This is a genomic window from Streptomyces sp. TAA204 (genome assembly GCF_000424965.1).
The window spans coordinates 191,675-211,038 of record NZ_AUKW01000003.1; the positions used below are offsets into that span (position 1 = coordinate 191,675).

13 protein-coding genes and 1 pseudogene are annotated in these 19,364 nt (G+C 70.0%); 5 read left to right on the forward strand and 9 right to left on the reverse strand.

Features of this window, described 5'->3' with window-relative positions; translation table 11 throughout:
- Positions 1–30 precede the first annotated feature (30 nt).
- Positions 31–2,622, reverse strand: coding sequence for a DUF6049 family protein (locus H343_RS0106560; RefSeq protein ID WP_028430495.1), 2,592 nt, complete (start codon positions 2,620–2,622; stop codon positions 31–33).
- A 200-nt stretch (positions 2,623–2,822) separates the two neighbouring features.
- Between H343_RS0106560 and H343_RS29190 the strand changes: the two are divergent.
- A pseudogene (locus H343_RS29190) lies at positions 2,823–4,316 on the forward strand (CCA tRNA nucleotidyltransferase); the annotation flags it as partial.
- Here H343_RS29190 and H343_RS0106570 read toward each other — a convergent pair.
- The 3 genes from H343_RS0106570 to H343_RS0106580 all read right to left on the reverse strand — a co-directional run bounded on the left by H343_RS0106570 (position 4,316) and on the right by H343_RS0106580 (position 10,192).
- A complete protein-coding gene (locus H343_RS0106570; protein WP_028430496.1) occupies positions 4,316–5,677 on the reverse strand; it encodes an MFS transporter in 1,362 nt (453 codons plus the stop codon). The pseudogene H343_RS29190 and the gene H343_RS0106570 overlap by 1 nt on opposite strands.
- Before the next feature lie 200 nt (positions 5,678–5,877).
- Entirely contained in the window at positions 5,878–7,374 is a 1,497-nt protein-coding gene (locus H343_RS29195; protein ID WP_051264648.1) for a glycosyltransferase 87 family protein, read from the reverse strand.
- Between the two features lie 121 nt (positions 7,375–7,495).
- Positions 7,496–10,192 (reverse strand): transglycosylase domain-containing protein, encoded by a 2,697-nt coding sequence (locus tag H343_RS0106580; protein ID WP_028430497.1) that lies wholly within the window; start codon positions 10,190–10,192, stop codon positions 7,496–7,498.
- A gap of 383 nt (positions 10,193–10,575) precedes the next feature.
- Between H343_RS0106580 and H343_RS0106585 the strand changes: the two genes are divergently transcribed.
- Entirely contained in the window at positions 10,576–11,277 is a 702-nt protein-coding gene (locus tag H343_RS0106585) for a helix-turn-helix transcriptional regulator (protein WP_028430498.1), read from the forward strand.
- Between the two features lie 49 nt (positions 11,278–11,326).
- Positions 11,327–12,409, forward strand: a complete 1,083-nt coding sequence (locus tag H343_RS0106590; protein WP_028430499.1) for an inositol-3-phosphate synthase — start codon at positions 11,327–11,329, stop codon at positions 12,407–12,409.
- Positions 12,410–12,623: 214 nt separating this feature from the next.
- On the opposite strand, the gene H343_RS0106595 is transcribed toward H343_RS0106590, so the two are convergent.
- From H343_RS0106595 to H343_RS0106605, 3 genes are all read right to left on the reverse strand, one after another.
- Entirely contained in the window at positions 12,624–13,655 is a 1,032-nt protein-coding gene (locus tag H343_RS0106595) for an alanine racemase (RefSeq protein WP_028430500.1), read from the reverse strand.
- Between the two features lie 89 nt (positions 13,656–13,744).
- On the reverse strand, positions 13,745–14,863 hold the full coding sequence (locus H343_RS0106600) for a peptidoglycan bridge formation glycyltransferase FemA/FemB family protein (protein ID WP_028430501.1): 1,119 nt from the start codon (positions 14,861–14,863) through the stop codon (positions 13,745–13,747).
- 196 nt (positions 14,864–15,059) lie between these two features.
- Entirely contained in the window at positions 15,060–16,553 is a 1,494-nt protein-coding gene (locus H343_RS0106605; protein WP_037902692.1) for an MFS transporter, read from the reverse strand.
- A gap of 271 nt (positions 16,554–16,824) precedes the next feature.
- Between H343_RS0106605 and H343_RS0106610 the strand changes: the two genes are divergently transcribed.
- Positions 16,825–17,769, forward strand: coding sequence for a DUF5996 family protein (locus tag H343_RS0106610; protein ID WP_028430503.1), 945 nt, complete (start codon positions 16,825–16,827; stop codon positions 17,767–17,769).
- Positions 17,770–17,871: 102 nt separating this feature from the next.
- Here the strand turns inward: H343_RS0106610 and H343_RS0106615 are convergent, their stop codons facing one another.
- Together H343_RS0106615 and H343_RS0106620 are read right to left on the reverse strand one after the other, a co-directional pair.
- Positions 17,872–18,231: a UBP-type zinc finger domain-containing protein gene (locus tag H343_RS0106615; RefSeq protein ID WP_028430504.1), complete on the reverse strand. Its 360-nt coding sequence runs from the start codon at positions 18,229–18,231 to the stop codon at positions 17,872–17,874.
- Between the two features lie 256 nt (positions 18,232–18,487).
- Positions 18,488–18,787: a hypothetical protein gene (locus tag H343_RS0106620; protein WP_028430505.1), complete on the reverse strand. Its 300-nt coding sequence runs from the start codon at positions 18,785–18,787 to the stop codon at positions 18,488–18,490.
- Positions 18,788–19,012: 225 nt separating this feature from the next.
- On the opposite strand from H343_RS0106620, the gene rpsF reads away from it, so the two are divergent.
- On the forward strand, positions 19,013–19,303 hold the full coding sequence (rpsF, locus tag H343_RS0106625; protein WP_028430506.1) for a 30S ribosomal protein S6: 291 nt from the start codon (positions 19,013–19,015) through the stop codon (positions 19,301–19,303).
- The last annotated feature ends 61 nt before the right edge of the window (positions 19,304–19,364 follow it).

Below are 19,364 nucleotides of genomic sequence, written 5' to 3' on the forward strand. Positions count from 1 at the left end.
GCTAACCCCTGCCCCTGCTCGCAAGCTGACTCAACGGTCCACTTTCTCACCCGTGCCGGAGGCGCTGTCACTTCCGTGGCCGGTGTCGTGCTCGCCGGGCTCTTCGGGATCTGCGCCCTTCGCGGGGCGTCCGGAGACCGCGTCGGAGTCCGGGGGGTCTGCGGAGGCCGGGGGGCCGCCGCGTTCCCCGGGCCCGTCCGGAGTCTCCTCCGGCTGCGGGGAGCCTTCCGCCTCCCCCGGCCCGTCTGTGTCCGAGGGGCCTTCGGCGTCGTCCTTGGTGTCACCGTCACCGTCGCCGCCGGAAGCGGTGCCCGAGCCGTTCCGCTTGCGCGTCGTGTACATCCGCACGCCGGCGAGGACCACGAGCAGCACGCCGCCCGCGATGACGAGCAGCACGGTCGAGGTGATGGAGGTGACGTTCACCTGGAAGACCATCGGCCTTCCGTACGCCTTGCCGTCCTCCGTGTAGAGCTGGGCCTCCACATAGGAGCGGCCGTTGGCCTTCGCCGACGTGGAGAACTTCACCGACTGGCTGTGCCCGCCGTCGATCCTGACGGCCTGCGCCTCGCCGACGTCCAGTCCGATGCGGCGCCTCGACTTCAGCCGCAGCTCCAGACCGTCGACCCCCTGGACGAGGTTGTTCTGCACCGTGACGGGGATCGTCGCGCTGCGGCCGGAGAGGGTGATGGGGGACTTCTGGATCAGGCTGACCTTCTTGGTGAGCCCCACCAGATAACTGCGGACCCTGTCGCGGTACTTCTCCCCGCCCTCGGCGTCCCCGCGCCAGGAGGTCGACTCGCCGCGCTCCACGGCGCTGCTGAACGGCGTCACGAGACGATCGTCGCGGGTGAGGATCTGTTTGAAGTCGTCGACGACGCGGTTGGTGCTCTGCGCCTGCTCGTACGCCTCGGTGGGCAGTTCCTGCTTGCGCAGTGAGTCCGGGTAGTCGCGGCCGCGGGGAACGCGCCGGTTCGCTCCGGGGTCGGGCTTGGCCTTCGCCGCCTCCGACAGGTCGCTGCCCTCCATCCAGCGCCCGTCGTCCTGGAGGGAGCTGAGGGCCAGCGCCATCGCCTGTGCCTGGTCGGTTGTCGGCATGCGCTGCGGCGCGACCAGGACGCTGCGTTCCTTGCTCGGCACCTGGGCGGTGAGTGCCTGGGTCTCGCCGAGGAAGCGCTGCACGGCCTCGGACGTGGCTCCCGGCCTGGTCAGATCCCCCTCGAAGGCCCGGGAGAGCCGGGTGTCCGCGACGAGGGCGGTGTTGCCGCCGCCGATGGGACGTGCGGCGGTCGGCGTGTAGGAGAGCGCGGTGTCGCGGAGGCTGTCGCTGCGTGCGATGACGTTGCGGGCGCCGGCCGAGGTGGCCACGTCGACGATCCTGGAGTCCAGAGCGCCGTCGACGGGCCAGGCGTAGTCGGTGCTGGGCGTGGTGTGGAGGATCGACTCGACGGTGACGACGGCCCGCTTCGTGGCCGAGCCCAGACCGGAGAGCGCACCCGGCACGTTCCTCCCCCGGTGCGCGAGGGAAGCAAGGTCCGGGTCGGCGAAGGGGAGTGCGGCGACCTCCTCACCCTTCACGGCCCCCTGCAGATCCATGAGCCACTGCTTCGCGTACGTCTGGCCCTTGCCCGCGACCGTACCGCCGCCCTTCTTACGTACGCGGTACTTCTCGGTCATCGCGTTGACGCTGGCGAGCAGGTCGGGGTCGACGACCCAGGTGATCGGCAGGTCCCGGCCGAGCCTGACGAGCTGCTGGAGGCGTCCTCCGGGAGCGAGTTCCTCGGCGAGGTCGTCGTTGCGGAAGACGGGCGTCTGCTCTTCGTCGGACTGGGTCTCCGCGGTCATGTGGGCGGAGGAGATCAGCGGCCAGAGGTAGGTGAGGGACGTCTTGTTCTTCGCTTCCGAGGACTGCCAGGGCAGGAAGCTGCGCTCGATTCCCAGGATCTGGTCGTAGGGGCGCTGCCGTGTCTGCCCGGTGAGTGTGACCCCGAGCTGGTACACGCCGGAGGATCGCATCTTCAGCGCGCTGACGGGGAGCTTCAGTTTGAAGGTGCGGCGGATGCCGGGGCGCATGGTGCCGACCTTCGCCGTGGCGTCCTTGTCCTTCACCTCGCTGCCGTCGGCGCCGGGCAGGTACTCCTTGCGGCGGGCGTTCTGATCGAGGGCGCTGCGGCTTTTGGCGTTGGGTCCGATCCGCAGGCCGATGGCGCCGTCCGTGATGGCTGTGCGGCCTTCGTTGGTGACGGTGCCGGTGACGCTGAGGGTGTCGTCCTTCTCGGGGGTGGCGGGCGAGAGGGTGCTGATGGTGATGCCCGCGGTGCGCGAGCCGGTCCCGGTACGTGCGGGGGCCTGGGCCGCGGACTTGGCAGACGTGTGGGAGGCGGCAGTACGGGCCCCGCGGGTGCCGGCCGGGGCGGTGGTGGCCGCCGTCCCGCCGGTCGCGTTCACGCCCGCCGCGTCTGCCCCTGCCGCGCCCGCCGCCTTGGCCGCCGTTGCCGCCGTGGCACTGGCCGGCAGCAGCCCGCCGACGAGGGGCCCGGTGATGAGCAGCACGACTGCGGTACCTCGCACCAACCGGCGGACGGAAGCGGTCGGGGTGCCCTGGTTCTCAGCCGCCTCGGCCACGCGCTCGTCCGTCCCGTCGTGTCATCGTGGATGCGTCTCGCTGCTGGATCGCGGTGTGCCACCGCGATCGTGGTTCCTGAACCCCTGATGGTAACGATGTCCCGGCGCCGGAAGTGCCACGGTGTGGCCCTCATGATCCCCCGCCGGTTGTGACCAGGCGCGGGGCGGGACGTGTGGGCGGCAACGTACCCTGTGCTGTCGTGCCGAACGCCAACGATGACATCCAGCAGACCCCGCCCGCACCCCCGGCTCACGAACAGCTCAGCGCTGCGCAGCGCCGAGCGGTGAGCGAACTGCTACGGGTCTCGCCGGTAGCCGACGACCTCGCCCGCCGCTTTCAGGAGGCCGGGTTCCGCCTGGCGCTGGTGGGCGGCTCCGTACGGGACGCACTCCTCGGACGGCTCGGCAATGACCTGGACTTCACCACCGACGCCCGCCCCGAGGACGTGCTGCGCATCGTCCGCCCCTGGGCCGACGCCGTGTGGGAGGTCGGGATCGCCTTCGGGACCGTGGGCTGCCAGAAGAAGACGCGCGAGGGCGGGGAGACGCGCACCTTCCAGGTGGAGGTCACCACCTACCGCTCCGAGGCGTACGGCGACAGCACCTCACGCAAGCCCGAGGTCTCCTACGGCGACTCCGTCGAGGAGGACCTGATCCGCCGTGACTTCACGGTGAACGCCATGGCGGTGGCACTGCCGGAGAAGACCTTCATCGACCCGCACGGTGGCCTCGAGGATCTGGCCCGGCACGTGCTGCGTACGCCGGCCGCGCCCGAGACGTCCTTCTCCGACGACCCGCTGCGGATGATGCGGGCGGCACGGTTCGCCGCACAGCTGGACTTCACGGTCGCCGGCGACGTCCTCGGTGCGATGAGGGCCATGGCGGACCGCATCGCCATCGTCTCCGCCGAGCGCGTGCGGGACGAGCTGAACAAGCTGCTGGTCTCGGCCCACCCCGTGAAGGGCATCAGGCTGCTGGTCGAGACGGGCCTGGCGGAGCGGGTGCTCCCGGAGATCCCCGCGATGCGGCTGGAGCGGGACGAGCACCACCGTCACAAGGATGTCTACGAGCACTCCTTGACCGTTCTGGAGCAGGCCGTCGCCCTGGAGGAGGACGGACCCGATCTGACGCTGCGGCTGGCAGCGCTGCTGCACGACATCGGCAAGCCGAGGACGCGGCGGTTCGAACCGGACGGACGGGTCTCCTTCCACCACCACGAGGTCGTCGGGGCGAAGATGACCAAGAAGAGGATGACCGCTCTCAAGTACTCCAACGAGATGGTCAAGGACGTCTCCCGGCTCGTGGAGCTGCACCTGCGCTTCCACGGCTACGGCACCGGCGAATGGACCGATTCCGCGGTGCGCCGCTACGTGCGGGACGCGGGTCCGCTGCTGCCCAGGTTGCACAAGCTGACGCGTTCCGACTGCACCACGCGCAACAAGCGGAAGGCGGCGGCGCTCTCGCGTGCGTACGACGGTCTGGAGGAGCGGATCGCGCGGCTTCAGGAGCAGGAGGAGCTGGACGCCATCCGCCCGGACCTGGACGGCAACGGCATCATGTCGGTGCTCGGTGTGAAGCCCGGTCCGGTGGTGGGCAAGGCGTACAAGTACCTGCTGGAACTCCGGCTGGAGAACGGCCCCATGGAGCGGGACGATGCCGTCGCCGCTCTCAAGGAGTGGTGGGCCGGGCAGAGTCAGCCGGACGCCGGCGAGGAGGGCGGCGGCGCCGTGGACGGCTCGGCGGCGCCCGGGGGCAGTGAGCGTTTCACGTGAAACATGAGCACGGCGACGCCCGCGTACAGGACCGCCACGGTCACCACCAGCACGGCTGAGCGTCCGTCGAGCGGCAGTATCAGAGCCGCCACTCCGGCGGCGCCCACGAACGCGACGTTGAAGAGCATGTCGTAGAGGGAGAAGACCCGCCCCCTGTAGGCGTCGTCGACCGTGGACTGTACGGCGGTGTCGGCGGTGATCTTCGCGGCCTGCGTGACGAGACCGAGAACGAAGGCCGCTATGAGGATCGGGAGCGGTGCGAAGGTCAGTCCGAGCGCCGGTTCCAGTACGGCCGCGGTCGCCGCGCACAGCGCCAGCCAGCCGAAGCGGCCCGTCCGCCCCACCCCCCACGGTGTGATGACGGCGGCGGTGAAGTATCCGAGCCCCGAGGCGGCCACGGCGAGACCGAGCAGCTTCAGTCCCGCGCCGCGGTCCACCGCCTCCACGGCTTCGCCCACCTCGCCGTCCTCGCCCCATGCGTAGCGGCACAGCATCAGCACCATCACGGTCAGGGCGCCGTAGCAGAAGCGCATCAGCGTCATGCCCATGAGCGCGTAGGCGGCGGTGCGCCGCTCGCCGAGGTGGCGCAGTCCGGCGACGAGGCCGCGCGCGGTGCTCGCCAGTGCCTCGCGCAGTCGCATCTGTACGTACGCGGCACCGGGTCCCAGCAGGTTCTTGCCCATGCGCATCGCGGCGAAGCCGGCGAGCAGATACAGCACGGCGCCGACGCCGACCACCAGCGCGTCCGCTCCCCGGCCGCCGTCGGGGACGGTGAGGCGTACGGCGAAGGCGATGCCGCCGCCGGCGGTGGCGGCGAGCGTTCCGGCAGTCGGGGAGAGCGAGTTGGCCATCACGAGCCGTTCGTCGTCGACGACCCGGGGGAGTGCGGCGGAGAGCCCGGCGAGGATGAAGCGGTTGACGGCGGTGACGGAGAGGGCGGAGAGGTAGAACAGCCAGGACGGGACGGCCGCCAGGATGAGCGCGGCCGTTCCGGTGGCCAGGACGGCCCGCAGCAGGTTCCCGTAGAGCAGTACTTGGCGTCTGCGCCACCGGTCCAGCAGGACGCCCGCGAACGGGCCGAGCAGCGAGTACGGGAGCAGGAGTACGGCCATCGCGGAGGCGATCGCGGCCGGAGAGGTCTCCCTCTCCGGGGAGAAGACGACGTAGGCCGCGAGGGCGACCTGATAGACGCCGTCTGCGAGTTGGGAGAGCAGCCGCACCGTGAGCAGTCGACGGAAGTCGGGGAAGTGCAGCAGGGTGCGGAGATCACCGACGACGCTCATGGCCCCAGCTTCACACACCGGCCCGGCACACGCGTCCGCTTGCCAAGGGGCAGCGCCCATAGGGGAGTCGGGCGGGTCTCAGGCCTGTGCGCGGGGCGCGACGAGAGGGCCTGTCCGGACGCGGACCGCTCGCGGACCGGCTTGTGTTTCACGTGAAACAGCCCGCCTCCGCCGGGGGCGGCCGTGCTTCCGGGCGCCCCTCAGCTCGTACGCATGCCTGTGGCTCGGGTGCCCCAGCGCACCGGTGCCTGGGTGAAGGCGACGGCGTGGTCGTGCTGCGGCCGGCGCCGTCCCCTGACGAAGACGTCCGGTGCCCGGTCCAGTACGCCGCCGGAGGGGTCGTCGGAGCCGTCCCTGCGCACGATGTCCCGTTCCGGCAGCAGGATGTCGCGCACCACGACGGCGCACAGGTAGAGCGTGCCGAGCAGGTGGACGAGGATCACCAGCTGGTAGCCCTCGGTGGGCAGCCCCTGGTGCTTGTCCCCACTGCTGGTGTAGGCGAGGTAGAGCCAGATGCCGAGGAAGTAGACGACCTCGCACGCCTGCCAGATCAGGAAGTCCCGCCACCTGGGCCGGGCCAGCGCGGCCAGGGGGATCAGCCACAGCACGTACTGCGGGGAGTAGACCTTGTTGGTCAGCACGAAGAGCGCGATGACCAGCAGCGCCAGCTGTGCCAGGCGTGGGCGCCGGGGCGCCCACAGCGCGAGGACGGCGATGCCGGCACAGCCGAGCGCCATCAGCGCCGTCCCGTAGAGGTTGGCGTCGTCCAGCGGGTTGCCGGACCGCTGGGAGATCACGAGCCAGATCGAGCCGAAGTCGACGGCCCGTTCCTGGCTGAAGCTGTAGAACTTCGACCATCCCTGGGGCGCCAGCAGCATCACCGGCAGATTGACGACCAGCCATGACAGGGCCGCGCCGCCCAGGGCGGCACCGTACTCGCGCCAGCGTCCGGCCCGCCAGCACAGCACCAGCAGCGGACCCAGAAGCAGCACTGGGTAGAGCTTGGCGGCTGTGGCCAGTCCGATCAGTACTCCCGCCGCGAGTGGGCGGCTGCGGGACCACATCAGCATCGCGACGGACGTCAGGGCGACGGCCAGCAGGTCCCAGTTGATGGTGGCCGTGAGGGCGAGAGCGGGCGCGAGGGCGACGAAGAGGCCGTCCCAGGGGCGGCGCCGGTGGGCGTGGGTGGCGCAGACGAGGAGGACGGCGGTGCAGGCCATCAGCATGCCCGCGTTGACCATCCAGTAGAGCTGCTCGCGGTGCTGGATGCCGCCACCGGGCGTCAGCCATGCGGCGATCTGCATGAACGCGCCTGTGAGCACCGGGTATTCGAGGTAGGCCATGCCGCCGGAGACCCGGTCGGGGATGCGGTCGAAGTACGGCACGAGCCCGTCGGCGAAGCCTCGTCCGGCGAAGAGGTGCGGGATATCGGAATAGCACGCATGTACGTATTGGCTGGTCTGCCCCGAGAACCAGGCCCCGTTGAAACAGGGAGCCTTCTGCACCATCCCCAGTACGAACATCCCCAGCCCGAGCAGCACCACCACCCGCACCGGCGACCACCAGCCGCCCGCCCCCGTATCCATCCGGCGGCCTGCGGGCCCCCCGATCAACTCACTGCCGGCGGCGGCGACTTCGTCCTGCTCGGTCGGGTGGACGGGAGCGGCGCTCCGGTCCGGCAGCTGGGCGTGCGTCATGGGCACATCCTGCCGTACGCCCCCGGACGGCAGCAGCCCCGTCACGGAACGACCCGTGACGGGGCTGCTGTGCGCCTGCCGCGGCGGCGCGGGGGGCGCGGGGGCCCGGTGGACCGTGCGGCTACTCCCTGCGGCTCCCGCTCGGTCCGCCGAAGAGTCCTCCGTCGTTCCCTCCGCTGTCTCCGCCGGTGTCTCCGCCCGTGGCGCCTCCGTTGTCCTGGCCCTGGTCGGTTCCTCCGTTGTCCTGGCCCTGGTCGTTGCCGCCGTTGACCTGCCCCTGGTCGTCACAGTTGAACGGGTTGTCACAGGACTCGGACGGGGACGGCAGCGACGGCGTCGGAGTCGGCGACTGCGACGGCTGCTCCGAGGGGTCCTCGGAAGGAGTCTCGCTGGGCGTGGGCTCCGGACTCGGGCTCGCACCGGTGCCGAAGACCCGCTCACCGATGGGCTCGGGGGTCGGGAACGTCGCGACCTGCTTGCCCTTCAGCGCGCCCGTCATGTACTTGGTCCAGATCTCCGCGGGGAAGGACGCACCGTGGATGGACTCCTGTCCGCCCACCCCGTACATCTTCTGGAACTTCTGCACCTTGGCCTTGTCGTTGACCCTCCACATACCGATCGACGTCGACAGCTGCGGCGTGTAACCGGCGAACCAGGCCGACTTGTTGTCGTCCGTCGTGCCCGTCTTGCCGGCGGCCGGACGTCCGAGCGCCTTGGCTGCCGTGCCGGTGCCCTTCTGCACCACCGTCTCCAGCATGTTGGTGACGTTGTCGGCCACATTGGCCTCGAAGGCGCTCTTGACCTGCTTCTGGTGGGTGTAGATCGGCTCGCCGTCGTCCTCGACGCGCTTGACCGAGTACGGCTCGGACGCCTGGCCACTGGCGGCGAACGTGCCGTAGGCGGTGGCCATGCGGATGGCGCTGGGCGCCGAGGTGCCCAGGGAGAACGTCGGGGTCGTACGCGCCAGGCTGTCCTCGTTCAGGCCGGCGTCGAGCGCCGCCGACTTCACCTTGTCGACACCGACGTCCATGCCGAGCTGGATGAAGGGGGTGTTGGTCGAGAACTGCATGGCCTCACGCAGATCGATCTTGCCGCGGCTCTCGTTGCCGTCGTTGCGCTGGCGCCACTCCTGGCCTTCCTTGTCACGCCAGATGGTGCCGTCGTAGTTGCGCAGCTTGATCTTGTTGTCGCCGTCGTAGACGCTCTTGGGCGAGACGGGAGTGCGGGCGTCGGCGCCCTGCACCTCCGGGCCATCCGGGTCGCGGACCCCGTCGCGCATGCCGGCGGCGAGGACGAACGGCTTGAAGGTGGAACCGACCTGCACACCGGTGTAGTCGGCGTTGTTCGTGAAGTGCGTGGTGGCGTCGTCGCCGCCGTACATGGCCAGGATCGCCCCGTCGTTGGGCTTCACCGAAGCCCCGCCGAACTGGACGTACTTGTCGACCTCGCGCTTCTCCGGGTCGATGTTGGCCTTGCGCACCTCGGCGACCGCGTCGGACATCTCCTTCATCTTCCGCTCGTCGAAGGTGGTGTAGATGCGCAGACCACCCTGCTTGAGCTGCCGGTCGGAGATGTCGCTGTTCGCGGTGACGTAGTTGTTGGCGACGTCGACCATGTAGCCCTTCTGGCCCTTGAGTTCGGTCGACTTCTTCGGCTTCTTGGGCATCGGGAACTCCTGCTCCCGCCACTTGTCCCGCTGCGCCGCGGACATCCTGTCCGTCTGCACCTCGCGGTCCAGCGTCCACGCCCAGCGGTTCTCCGCACGTGCGAGGTTCTTCTCCTGCGTCGCCGCCGAACCGATACCGCCCGCGGGGTCGTAGAGGTTGGGTCCGTTGAGCGTCGAGGAGAGGAAGGCGCACTCGCTCGGGTTCAGCTCCTTGGAGTCCTTGCCGTAGTACGCCTGCGCGGCGGCCTGGATGCCGTACGCGCCCCGCCCGTAGTAGCCGGTGTTGAGGTACCCCTCGAGGATGTCCGGCTTCTTCTCCGTCGCGCCGACCTTGATGGAGATGAACAGCTCCTTGGCCTTGCGCGTCAGAGTCTGCGACTGGTCGAGGTAGGTGTTCTTCACGTACTGCTGGGTGATCGTCGAACCCGACTGCGTCTCACCGCCCATGGCCATCCGTCCGACCGCGCGGACGATGCCCACCGGGTCGACGCCGGGGTCCTCGTAGAAGGACTCGTTCTCGGCCGCGATCACCGCGTTCTGCATCGCCTTGGGGATCTCGGCGAGCGGCACGATCTGCCGGTTCTGGTCGCCGCCTCCCGCGACCACCATCTGCTTGCCGCTGGCCCAGTAGTAGACGTTCTTCTGCTGCTTGGTGGCCTTGTTGGCGTCGGGCACCTCCACCATGGCCAGCGCGACACCCGAGAGGCCGATGATGATCCCGAGGAAGCCCGCGGCCGAGCCCAGCATCAGCTTCCAGGAGGGGATCCAGCGGCGCAGGCCGGTCTTGTTCCAGCGCGGATAGTCGATGAACCGCTTGCTGGGCGGTGGCTGGTAGCGCCCACGGCCGCCTCTGCCGGGCGGCACACCGCCGCCGGCTCCGGCACCCCGGCCGCGTCCTCCCGCGCCGACTCCGGCGGCGCCCATTCCGGCGCCTGCGGCGGCGCCCGGCCCCGCACCGGAGTTGGGTGCCCTCCTGCGACCGCCGGGCCCTCCGCGTGGTGCCGCCCTGCGCGCGTCGGCGCGGCCGCCGTACGAGTTGCCGGAGGCGGCGTCCTGCGGCGGTGGCGCGGCACGGCGGCCGTTGCCGGACGGCGGCGGCTGCGCGGCGCGCCGGCCGCGCCCCTGTGGCGGCTTTCGACGGTGCTCGCTCATGGAACAGCTACTCCTCGGGCAGGCGCTCTCGCCTGAAGGTGGCAGTTGACGTCTGGTCCCCCCGAGCACAGCCTGCCGACGCTGGGTCGGCCGGCCGCACTGCACCCAGGACGATGACGCGTTCGGGCGTCTTCTGGTTCCCGGTGGTGGTCTGCACGCGCACAGACTACGCAGCTCCAAAACGCCTCTTAGCCAGCATTCGTATCAATCGGCGCAAGTTTCCACGGGCGATTCGCAGATGTGAGTCCCTTCACCCTGCCCTCACTTGTTGCTTCGAGCCCCCTCGGTCTATCGTTCTGATGTATCGGCTCGATACATCAGAACGATAGGCGGCCGGTGACCGGGGTGGTCGGTCCGAAGACGTACGGAGGGGGTGGTGCGGTGTGAGCAGACGCTCCGGCATCCTCGAGTTCGCCGTGCTCGGACTGCTCCGTGAGTCGCCCATGCACGGCTATGAGCTGCGGAAGCGGCTCAACACGTCGCTGGGTGTCTTCCGCGCGTTCAGCTACGGCTCGCTCTATCCGTGCCTCAAGACCCTTGTGCAGCGCGGGTGGTTGACCGAGGAACCGAGCCCTCCGCCTGAGGGCGGAGAGCGTGAGGCGCTGCCCGCCTCACTCGCCGGACGCCGGGCGAAAATCGTCTACCGGCTGACGGCCGAAGGAAAAGAACACTTCGAGGAACTTCTTTCACAGACCGGGCCGGACGCGTGGGAGGACGAACACTTCGGTGTGCGTTTTGCCTTTTTCGGGCAGACCTCGCGCGACGTGCGGATGCGGGTGCTGGAAGGCCGGCGCAGCCGGCTGGAGGAGCGGCTGGCGAAGATGCGCGCCTCCCTGGCCCGTACCCGCGAGCGGCTCGACGACTACACCCTCGAACTGCAGCGACACGGCATGGAATCCGTGGAGCGCGAAGTCCGCTGGCTGAACGAGCTCATAGAGAGCGAGCGGACCGGGCGCGGCCGGGGAGAGGGCCCGGAGGACAGCTCCGGTTCCCAGATCCCGCCGCGCCGTCCTGGAGAAGCGGGAGGACGGCTGCGGGCCGGGGGGAACCCCCCGCCGGACAGCCCGCCCGAGGAACCCGCATGAGGTCCCGTACGAACGGGATCTCACCGATCACACACAGGGAGCAACCGGAATGGGTTCGGTTCGTGTAGCCATCGCTGGCGTGGGCAACTGCGCTGCCTCACTGGTGCAGGGTGTCGAGTACTACAAGGACGCCGAGGCGGGCAGCAAGGTGCCGGGGCTGATGCACGTCCAGTTCGGCGAATACCACGTGCGCGACGTGGAGTTCGTCGCCGCTTTCGACGTGGACGGCAAGAAGGTCGGCCTCGATCTCTCCGACGCCATCGGGGCGAGCGAGAACAACACCGTCAAGCTCTGCGACGTTCCGCCCTCGGGCGTGTCCGTGCAGCGCGGTCACACCCTCGACGGGCTGGGCAGGTACTACCGCGAGACCATCGAGGAGTCCGACGCCGCCCCCGTCGACGTCGTACGCGCCCTGAAGGACGCCGAGGCGGACGTGCTGGTGTGCTACCTGCCGGTCGGCTCCCAGGAGGCCGTGGAGTTCTACGCCCAGTGCGCGATCGACGCCGGCGTCGCCTTCGTCAACGCCCTGCCGGTCTTCATCGCCGGAACCAAGGAGTGGGCCGACAAGTTCACCGAGGCCGGCGTGCCCGTCGTGGGTGACGACATCAAGTCCCAGGTGGGTGCGACGATCACGCACCGCGTCATGGCCAAGCTCTTCGAGGACCGCGGTGTCGTCCTCGACCGCACCATGCAGCTGAACGTCGGCGGCAACATGGACTTCAAGAACATGCTGGAGCGCGACCGGCTCGAGTCGAAGAAGATCTCCAAGACGCAGGCCGTGACCTCCCAGATCCGCGACCGTGACATGGGCGCGGACAACGTGCACATCGGCCCGTCCGACTACGTCGCCTGGCTCGACGACCGGAAGTGGGCGTACGTACGGCTCGAGGGGCGCGCCTTCGGCGACGTACCGCTGAACCTGGAGTACAAGCTGGAGGTGTGGGACTCGCCCAACTCGGCCGGGGTCATCATCGACGCGCTGCGCGCCGCGAAGATCGCCAAGGACCGGGGCATCGGCGGGCCGGTCCTCTCGGCCTCCTCCTACTTCATGAAGTCGCCGCCCGTGCAGTACTACGACGACGAGGCGCGCGAGATGGTCCAGTCCTTCATCGACGGCGACGTGGAGCGCTGAGGACGCGCATCCGCTGAGGGCCGCGTGCCCTGAGCGTCCGTAACCTCGCCTGTGACGCCCGGCGCGGTGGCCTCCGTGCCACCGCGCCGGGCTCGCCGCTTGCACGGGCACGTCCGTGGCTCGGTGCACAGCCCGGTGCACAGTCCGGTGCACAGCCCGGCGCCCGGCCCGGTGCACGGGGCCGGGCGCATGGGTGTCCGCGCGCGCGAACGCCTCAGCGGTCGACCGTACGGTCCACCATCGTCGTCGTGTGCCGCAGCTGCGCCGTCAGTTCCTCGCCGACCTTCGGCTCCCCGGCCTCGGCCGGCACGAACAGGATCGACATCTGCATGTGCGGCGGTTCCGCGAACCACCGCTGCTTGTCGTCCCACAGGAACGGCGAGAGGTTCCGGTTCACGGTCGCCAGCCCGGCACGGGCCACGCCCTTCGCGCGCGAGGTCATCCCCTGCAGCGCCTTCGGCGACTCCAGGCCCACCCCGTGCGAGGTGCCGCCGGCGACGACCACCAGCCATCCGTCACCGGGGGACTTCTGCTGCCGGTAGCCGAAACGGTCGCCCTTGACCACCCGCGTCACGTCGAGGATCGAGCCCCGGTACTCCGTCGCCGTGTGATCGCCCAGCCACAGCCGCGTCCCGATCCGTGCCCTGAAGTTCGTACGCGGGAACTGCTGCTGGAGCCGGGCGAACTCCTCCGGGCCCAGGTGGCTGACGAACATCGTCTCCAGCGGCAGCCGCGCGGCACGCAGCCGGTCCATCCAGCCGATGACCTCCTCCACCGCGTCCGATCCGTCCGTACGGTCCAGGGGCAGGTGGATCGCGAAGCCCTCCAGCCGCACCTCGTCGATCGCGGCGTGCAGGTTCGGCAGGTCCTGCTCGGTGACACCGTGGCGCTTCATGCTGCTCATCACCTCGATGACGACCCGCGCTCCGCGCATCAGCCCGACGCCCTCCACGGAGGAGACCGAACGGATGGCACGGTCGGGGAGCGGCACCGGTTCCTCGTCCTTGCGGAACGGGGTGAGCACCAGCAGGTCGCCGCCGAAGAAGTCCTTGACGCGGGCGGCTTCGTAGGTCGTGCCGACGGCGAGGATCTCGCTGCCGAAACGGGTGGCCTCGTCGGCCAGCCGCTCGTGGCCGAAGCCGTAGCCGTTGCCCTTGCAGACCGGGACGAGGCCCGGGTACTGCTGGATGACCGACTGCTGGTGCGCCCGCCAGCGACCGGTATCGACGTAGAGGGTGAGCGCCATGGCCGGTAAGGCACCTTTCTTCAGTGTCGTCTCGGTCTCTTGAGACCTCTCGCTCTTGAAACTTCTCGTCCGCGCTGCGGGCCGCGCCCTCAGCGCCTCGACATGTACATGTCCAGAGCCTTGTGCAGCAGCTTGTTGAGCGGGAAGTCCCACTCACCGAGATACTCGGCAGCCTCTCCCCCGGTGCCCACTTTGAACTGGATCAGCCCGAAGAGGTGATCGTTCTCGTCCAGGGAGTCACTGATGCCGCGCAGGTCGTAAACGCTCGCCCCCAGCGCGTACGCATCCTGGAGCATTCTCCACTGCATCGCGTTCGACGGACGCACCTCGCGCTTGTGGTTGGCCGAGGCGCCGTACGAATACCACACGTGACCGCCGACGATCAGCATCGTCGCCGCGGCGATCCTCTCGCCCTCGTGCTCGGCGAAGTACAGCCGCATCCGGTTGGGGTCCTCGGCGTTCAGGACCCGCCACATGCGCTCGAAGTACGCCTTGGGGCGCGGCCGGAACCTGTCCCGCTCCGCCGTGATCTCGTACAGCCGCTGCCACTCGTCCAGATCCTCCAGGCCACCCTGGACCACCTCGACGCCCGCCTTGTCGGCCTTCTTGATGTTGCGCCGCCACAGCTGGTTGAAGCCCTTGTGGACCTCCTCCAGCGAGCGCCCCTCCAGCGGTACCTGGAAGACGTAGCGCGGCTGCACGTCACCGAAGCCGGCGCCGCCGTCCTCGCCCTGCTGCCAGCCCGTCCGCCGCAGCCTGTCCGCGACTTCGAAGGCACGGGGCTCGATGTGCGTCGCCTGCACGTCCCGCAGCCGCTTGACGTCCGGGTCCTGGATGCCGCGCTTGATCGCCGGAGCGTCCCAGCGGCGGATCACCACCGGCGGGCCCATCTTCACCGAGAACGCGCCCTGCTGCTTGAGATGCGCGAGCATCGGGCGCAGCCACTCCTCCAGGTTCGGGGAGTACCAGTCGATGACCGGCCCCTCCGGCAGATACGCGAGATACCGCTTGACCTTGGGGAGCTGCCGGTAGAGCACCAGACCCGCACCCACCAGCTCGCCCTCGCCGTCGAACCAGCCGAGATTCTCCGACCGCCACTCGCCCTTCACATCCGCCCAGGCGGGCACCTGGCAGTGACTCGCCGAAGACAGGCTCCGGATGTACGCCAGATGTTGCTCACGGCTGATGGTCCTCAGGGTCAGGCTCATGCGGGACGCTCCTCCGGCGCAGGTAAGTAACTCGCCGCGAAGCCTACTGTGCGCCCGGCGGAACCCCACGGTCCGTGCCCCCGCGGATACGCGCGCACCAGCGGAACACCCGGCTCCGCGACGGGTGTTGGCGGCGGTCCGTGGGCCGCCCGCCGACGCGGTACGCGTGCCCCCGCCGGTTCCGCTTCACACGGCTTCACTCTTCCCGGTGCTTCTCCGGCTCCGCCGCCGGAGGCGGAGCCGACAGCGAGCACGAGGTGCAGACGGCCTCCACCGACTCCGGCGCCGGGGCGGCGGCCCGTACCGCGGTCCACGCCGTCACGGCCGCCACCGCGAGCAGCCCGGCGCACGCCACCATGGCCCCCTGGAAGGCCGCGTCGACATCGGCGGGTGAGCGGTACTCGTCCCCGGAGAGACCGACGACGGCCGGAACGGCGGCGACGGAGAGCAGCCCGCCGGTGCGTGCCGCGGCGTTGTTGACGCCGCTCGCGGTGCCGGCCCGTGCCACGTCCACGGAGTCCAGCACCGTGGCCGTCAGCGGCGCCACCAGCAGGGTCATGCCCGCACCGAGCGCGATGCCGGCGGGCAGCACGTCGTAGAAGTACGAGGCGCCGGGACCGATCCTGAGCATCAGCAGAACCCCGGCGGCGGCCACCAGAGGCCCCGCCGTGAGGGGGATGTGCGGTCCGATGCGGCTGCCCAGCCGGGCCGCCCGGCTGGAGAAGGCCAGCATCAGCAGGGTCAGCGGCAGCAGCGCGAGACCGGCCAGCAGCGGCGAGAAGCCCGAGGTGACCTGCAACTGGAGGACGAGGAAGAACGACACGGCCGCGAGCGCCCCGTAGATGAGCACCGTCACCACGTTCGTGAACGAGAACAGCCGGGAGGAGAACAGACCCAGCGGCATCATCGGGCGGGGCGAGCGCCGCTCCGCCCTGATGAAGGCCGCACCGAACGCCACCGACGACACCCCCGTCACCACAGCGACGACGGGCTGTGTGGAGGCCGCGGTCAGGGCGTAGGTGAGCGAGCCCAGGAACAGCGCCGCCAGCACCGCGCCGGGGACGTCGAAGCGCCCGCTCGCCTGCTCGTCACGGTTCTCCGGTACATGCCGCAGGGCGACCGCGACCGTCAGCACCGCCAGCGGCAGATTGATCAGGAACACCCAGCGCCAGCCCGGACCGCCCACCAGCCATCCCCCGAGCAGCGGGCCCACCGCGCCCGCCACCCCGCCCAGACCGGCCCACACCCCGACGGCCGCCGCACGGTCCTGAGGACGGAAGACCGCCTGGATGATCGCCAGCGAGCCGGGTGTGAGCAGAGCCCCGCCGACGCCCTGCAGCGCACGCGCCGAGACGAGGAACCCCGCGCTCGGCGCGAACCCGCACAGGGCGGACGCGACGGCGAACCACGCGACACCCACGACGAAGAGCCTCCGCCGCCCGTACCGGTCACCGAGGGAGCCGCCGAGCAGGATCAGTCCGGCCAGCGTCAGCAGATAGGCGTTCACCGCCCACTGGAGACCCGCCAGGCTGGCGCCCAGGTCCTCGCCGATGCGCGGCAGGGCGACGTTCACCGCGGTGCCGTCCAGCAGGACCATGCTGGAGCCGAGGACGGTGGTCAGCAGAACCCAGCGTCCGGTGGCGCCGTCCAGGGACACCTCACCCGCGCGACCCGCTCCAGCAGCGTTCATGGCTCCATCCTCGGCCCCGGGCCCTCTCCCGGCGTGCGGGGAACACGCGGACATGCCGGACCCCGCCGAACTCGTCATCATGGAACTGCCCGCGTCCGCGCCCGCGACACCGGGCTCTGCGGCCGTCCCGTCCCTGCCCGTGCGTGCCCGCACATGCTCCGCGCACGTGGCGGGCGGAAGACAGGCGGGTGCAGGACCTCCCGCGTGGTACCCGGCCCGTCTGGTGCCCGTCCGGGACCAGCGACCGACAGTGAGCAGGAAGGGAGAGGCCATGGAGCTCTTCCCGCCCCTGCCGCTCTCCGAGTGGCAGGACACCAAGGAGACGCTGCACCGCTTCGAGCAGATCGCCGGCAAGATCCGGCTGGCCGCGAGCCCCCGCCGCAACCACTGGTGGAACGTGCCCTTCCATCTGACCGGGCGGGGCATCACCACCCGCCCCATGGGCCTCGTCGACGGCAACCCGGTCTTCACCATCGACTTCGACTTCGTCGACCACCAGCTCGTCGTCGCGACACTGGACGGCACGTCCGTCTCGTTCCCCCTCCTCGGACAGTCCGTGGCCTCCTTCCGGCACAGCACCATGGAGACGCTGGAGGCACTCGGCATCCACGCGGACATCCCCCACCCCGAGCCCTTCGACCTGCCCGACTCCCCCAGGCCCTTCGCCGAGGACGACGAACACGCGACGTACGACCCCGAACACGCCAACCGCTACTGGCAGGTCCTCAGCCAGGTCGGGCTCGTCCTGGAGGAGTTCGCGGCGCGCTTCTCCGGCAAGAGCAGCGCGGTCCACCACTTCTGGCACACCTTCGACATCGCCCACACCCGCTTCTCCGGACGGCACATCGAGCAGCCGCCCCGGACCGACCCGGTCACCCGGGAGGCCTACTCACGCGAGGTGACCAGCTTCGGCTTCTGGTTCGGCGACAGCGCGTTCGCCGAGCCCGCCTTCTACGCGTACGCCGCTCCCGAACCCGACGGACTCGACGCGGAGCCCCTCAGCCCGGCGGCCGCGAGCTGGGCAGCGCACAACGGCAGCCACCTCGCCGTGCTGCGCTACGACGACGCCCGCGCCGCGGCCGACCCCCGTACGGCGGTTCTCGACTTCTACGAGAGCGCCTACAGGGGCGCGGCCAAGCGTGCCGACTGGGACGTCCAGGGGTTCGCCAGCCCCGACGGGATCACCGATCCGCAACTGCCGGTCCCGCACGGCTGACACGCAGGGGGCGGCGCGGCGGTCGTGCGCTGCGGCGGAGCGGCGAAGGCGGGTCTGGGCAGCGGCGGTGCGGGCCGGCGGCGAGGGGCGCCCGGAGCGGCGTCAGCGCAGCTGCCGCTGCCAGTCCGCGGGCACCTTGCCCTCCGGACCCGGGGTCGGCTGCGAGAGCGGGTGCGCGACGGGGGGTGCCAGCGCGGGCCCCGACTGGACCTGCTCGGTCTCCGCGTTCCAGAACCAGTCCTCACCCGGCTCGAAGCTGGCCAGGACGGGATGCCTCTTCTGCTGCGCATGCGCCGTGGCGTGCCGGCCGGGGGAGGAGTCGCAGCAGCCGATGTGGCCGCACGCGGCGCAGCGCCGCAGATGGAACCACCATCCGGGGCCGTCGCCCGCGGAGCACTCCACGCATCCTGTGCCGCTCGGAGGGGCGGTGGGGTCGATGTCCGAGTTCATCTCCTGTGCCATGCGCCGGCTTCCTCTCCTCGGCTCCGCCGGTCCGTAGGGGACGCGACTGCGCGCTCCGCGTGAGTACGGTGCCGGGCGGGGCGGTGACGACGTCACACGTTCGGCTGATCGCCGGCCCGGCGCTCCGGCGCCGGACAACTGTCAGCGTATGAAGCATCCCGTTCCGCGGCATTTCGGAGTGCGCCGGACGTACGCGGTCACAGCGCTTGTTGCTGTGGCCGGGCAGGTTCACCGGCAAACCTTCCCGGTCACAGCACTAGCCGAGCAGCCCGCCGTGCGCCATGCCCAGGTAGAAGCCGAAGGCCGCCCCGCCCAGACCGATGATCAGCGCGAAGCGTTCGCCCGTCGTCGCCGATATGAACTGCCCCCAGGCGCCGGTGAGGATGCCCGCCAGGCCCGTCCACGCGCTGAGCACGTGCAGACCCGGCCACAGCGCCGTCGCGAACGCGATGACGCCCAGCACGATCGTGACCGCCGCGAGGCTGTTCTCCATGGGATGGGCGCGGCGGTCGGCGAGAAGCATCGACAGCGGGTTGTGCCGTACTGCCTGTGCCATGCGGCACCTCCTCCTGACAGAGGGCGGCCGCGGCGTCTCCGAGTGACGCCGCTCACACCGCTGTGTCCAGGTTGCGGTGACTTGCCCCCGGATTTCAACCGGAAGGCCCAAGCCGGGTAGTCTGAACGGTCTGCACCGGCGCCTGTGTGCGTCCGGTGCGTACGCATCACGACCCTCCTGCCACGGAACGACCGTGGCCGCGAGTCCAGAGGAGGTGGGTTCCACATGCGTCACTACGAGGTGATGGTGATCCTCGACCCCGATCTCGAGGAGCGCGCGATCTCGCCGCTGATCGAGAACTTCCTGTCCGTCGTGCGCGACGGCCAGGGCAAGGTCGAGAAGGTCGACACCTGGGGCCGTCGCCGGCTCTCCTACGAGATCAACAAGAAGCCCGAGGGTATCTACTCGGTCATCGACCTGCAGGCCGAGCCTGCGACCGTCAAGGAACTCGACCGTCAGATGAATCTGAACGAGTCGGTCCTGCGGACCAAGGTCCTCCGTCCCGCCGCTCACTGAGCACCCGCCCCACAGGGGCACAGGGACCGGACAACCGGGCAGCAGCAAGCCACATTCGAAG

Excerpts from the sequence above, each read along its gene's own strand:
- H343_RS0106590 (WP_028430499.1), top strand. The coding sequence starts at position 11,327 with ATGGGTTCGGTTCGTGTAGCCATCGCTGGCGTGGGCAACTGCGCTGCC.
- H343_RS0106610 (WP_028430503.1), top strand. The coding sequence starts at position 16,825 with ATGGAGCTCTTCCCGCCCCTGCCGCTCTCCGAGTGGCAGGACACCAAG.
- H343_RS0106605 (WP_037902692.1), bottom strand. The coding sequence starts at position 16,553 with ATGAACGCTGCTGGAGCGGGTCGCGCGGGTGAGGTGTCCCTGGACGGC.
- H343_RS0106570 (WP_028430496.1), bottom strand. The coding sequence starts at position 5,677 with ATGAGCGTCGTCGGTGATCTCCGCACCCTGCTGCACTTCCCCGACTTC.
- H343_RS0106580 (WP_028430497.1), bottom strand. The coding sequence starts at position 10,192 with ATGAGCGAGCACCGTCGAAAGCCGCCACAGGGGCGCGGCCGGCGCGCC.
- H343_RS29195 (WP_051264648.1), bottom strand. The coding sequence starts at position 7,374 with ATGACGCACGCCCAGCTGCCGGACCGGAGCGCCGCTCCCGTCCACCCG.
- H343_RS0106600 (WP_028430501.1), bottom strand. The coding sequence starts at position 14,863 with ATGAGCCTGACCCTGAGGACCATCAGCCGTGAGCAACATCTGGCGTAC.
- H343_RS0106615 (WP_028430504.1), bottom strand. The coding sequence starts at position 18,231 with ATGGCACAGGAGATGAACTCGGACATCGACCCCACCGCCCCTCCGAGC.
- H343_RS0106595 (WP_028430500.1), bottom strand. The coding sequence starts at position 13,655 with ATGGCGCTCACCCTCTACGTCGATACCGGTCGCTGGCGGGCGCACCAG.
- H343_RS0106620 (WP_028430505.1), bottom strand. The coding sequence starts at position 18,787 with ATGGCACAGGCAGTACGGCACAACCCGCTGTCGATGCTTCTCGCCGAC.
- rpsF (WP_028430506.1), top strand. The coding sequence starts at position 19,013 with ATGCGTCACTACGAGGTGATGGTGATCCTCGACCCCGATCTCGAGGAG.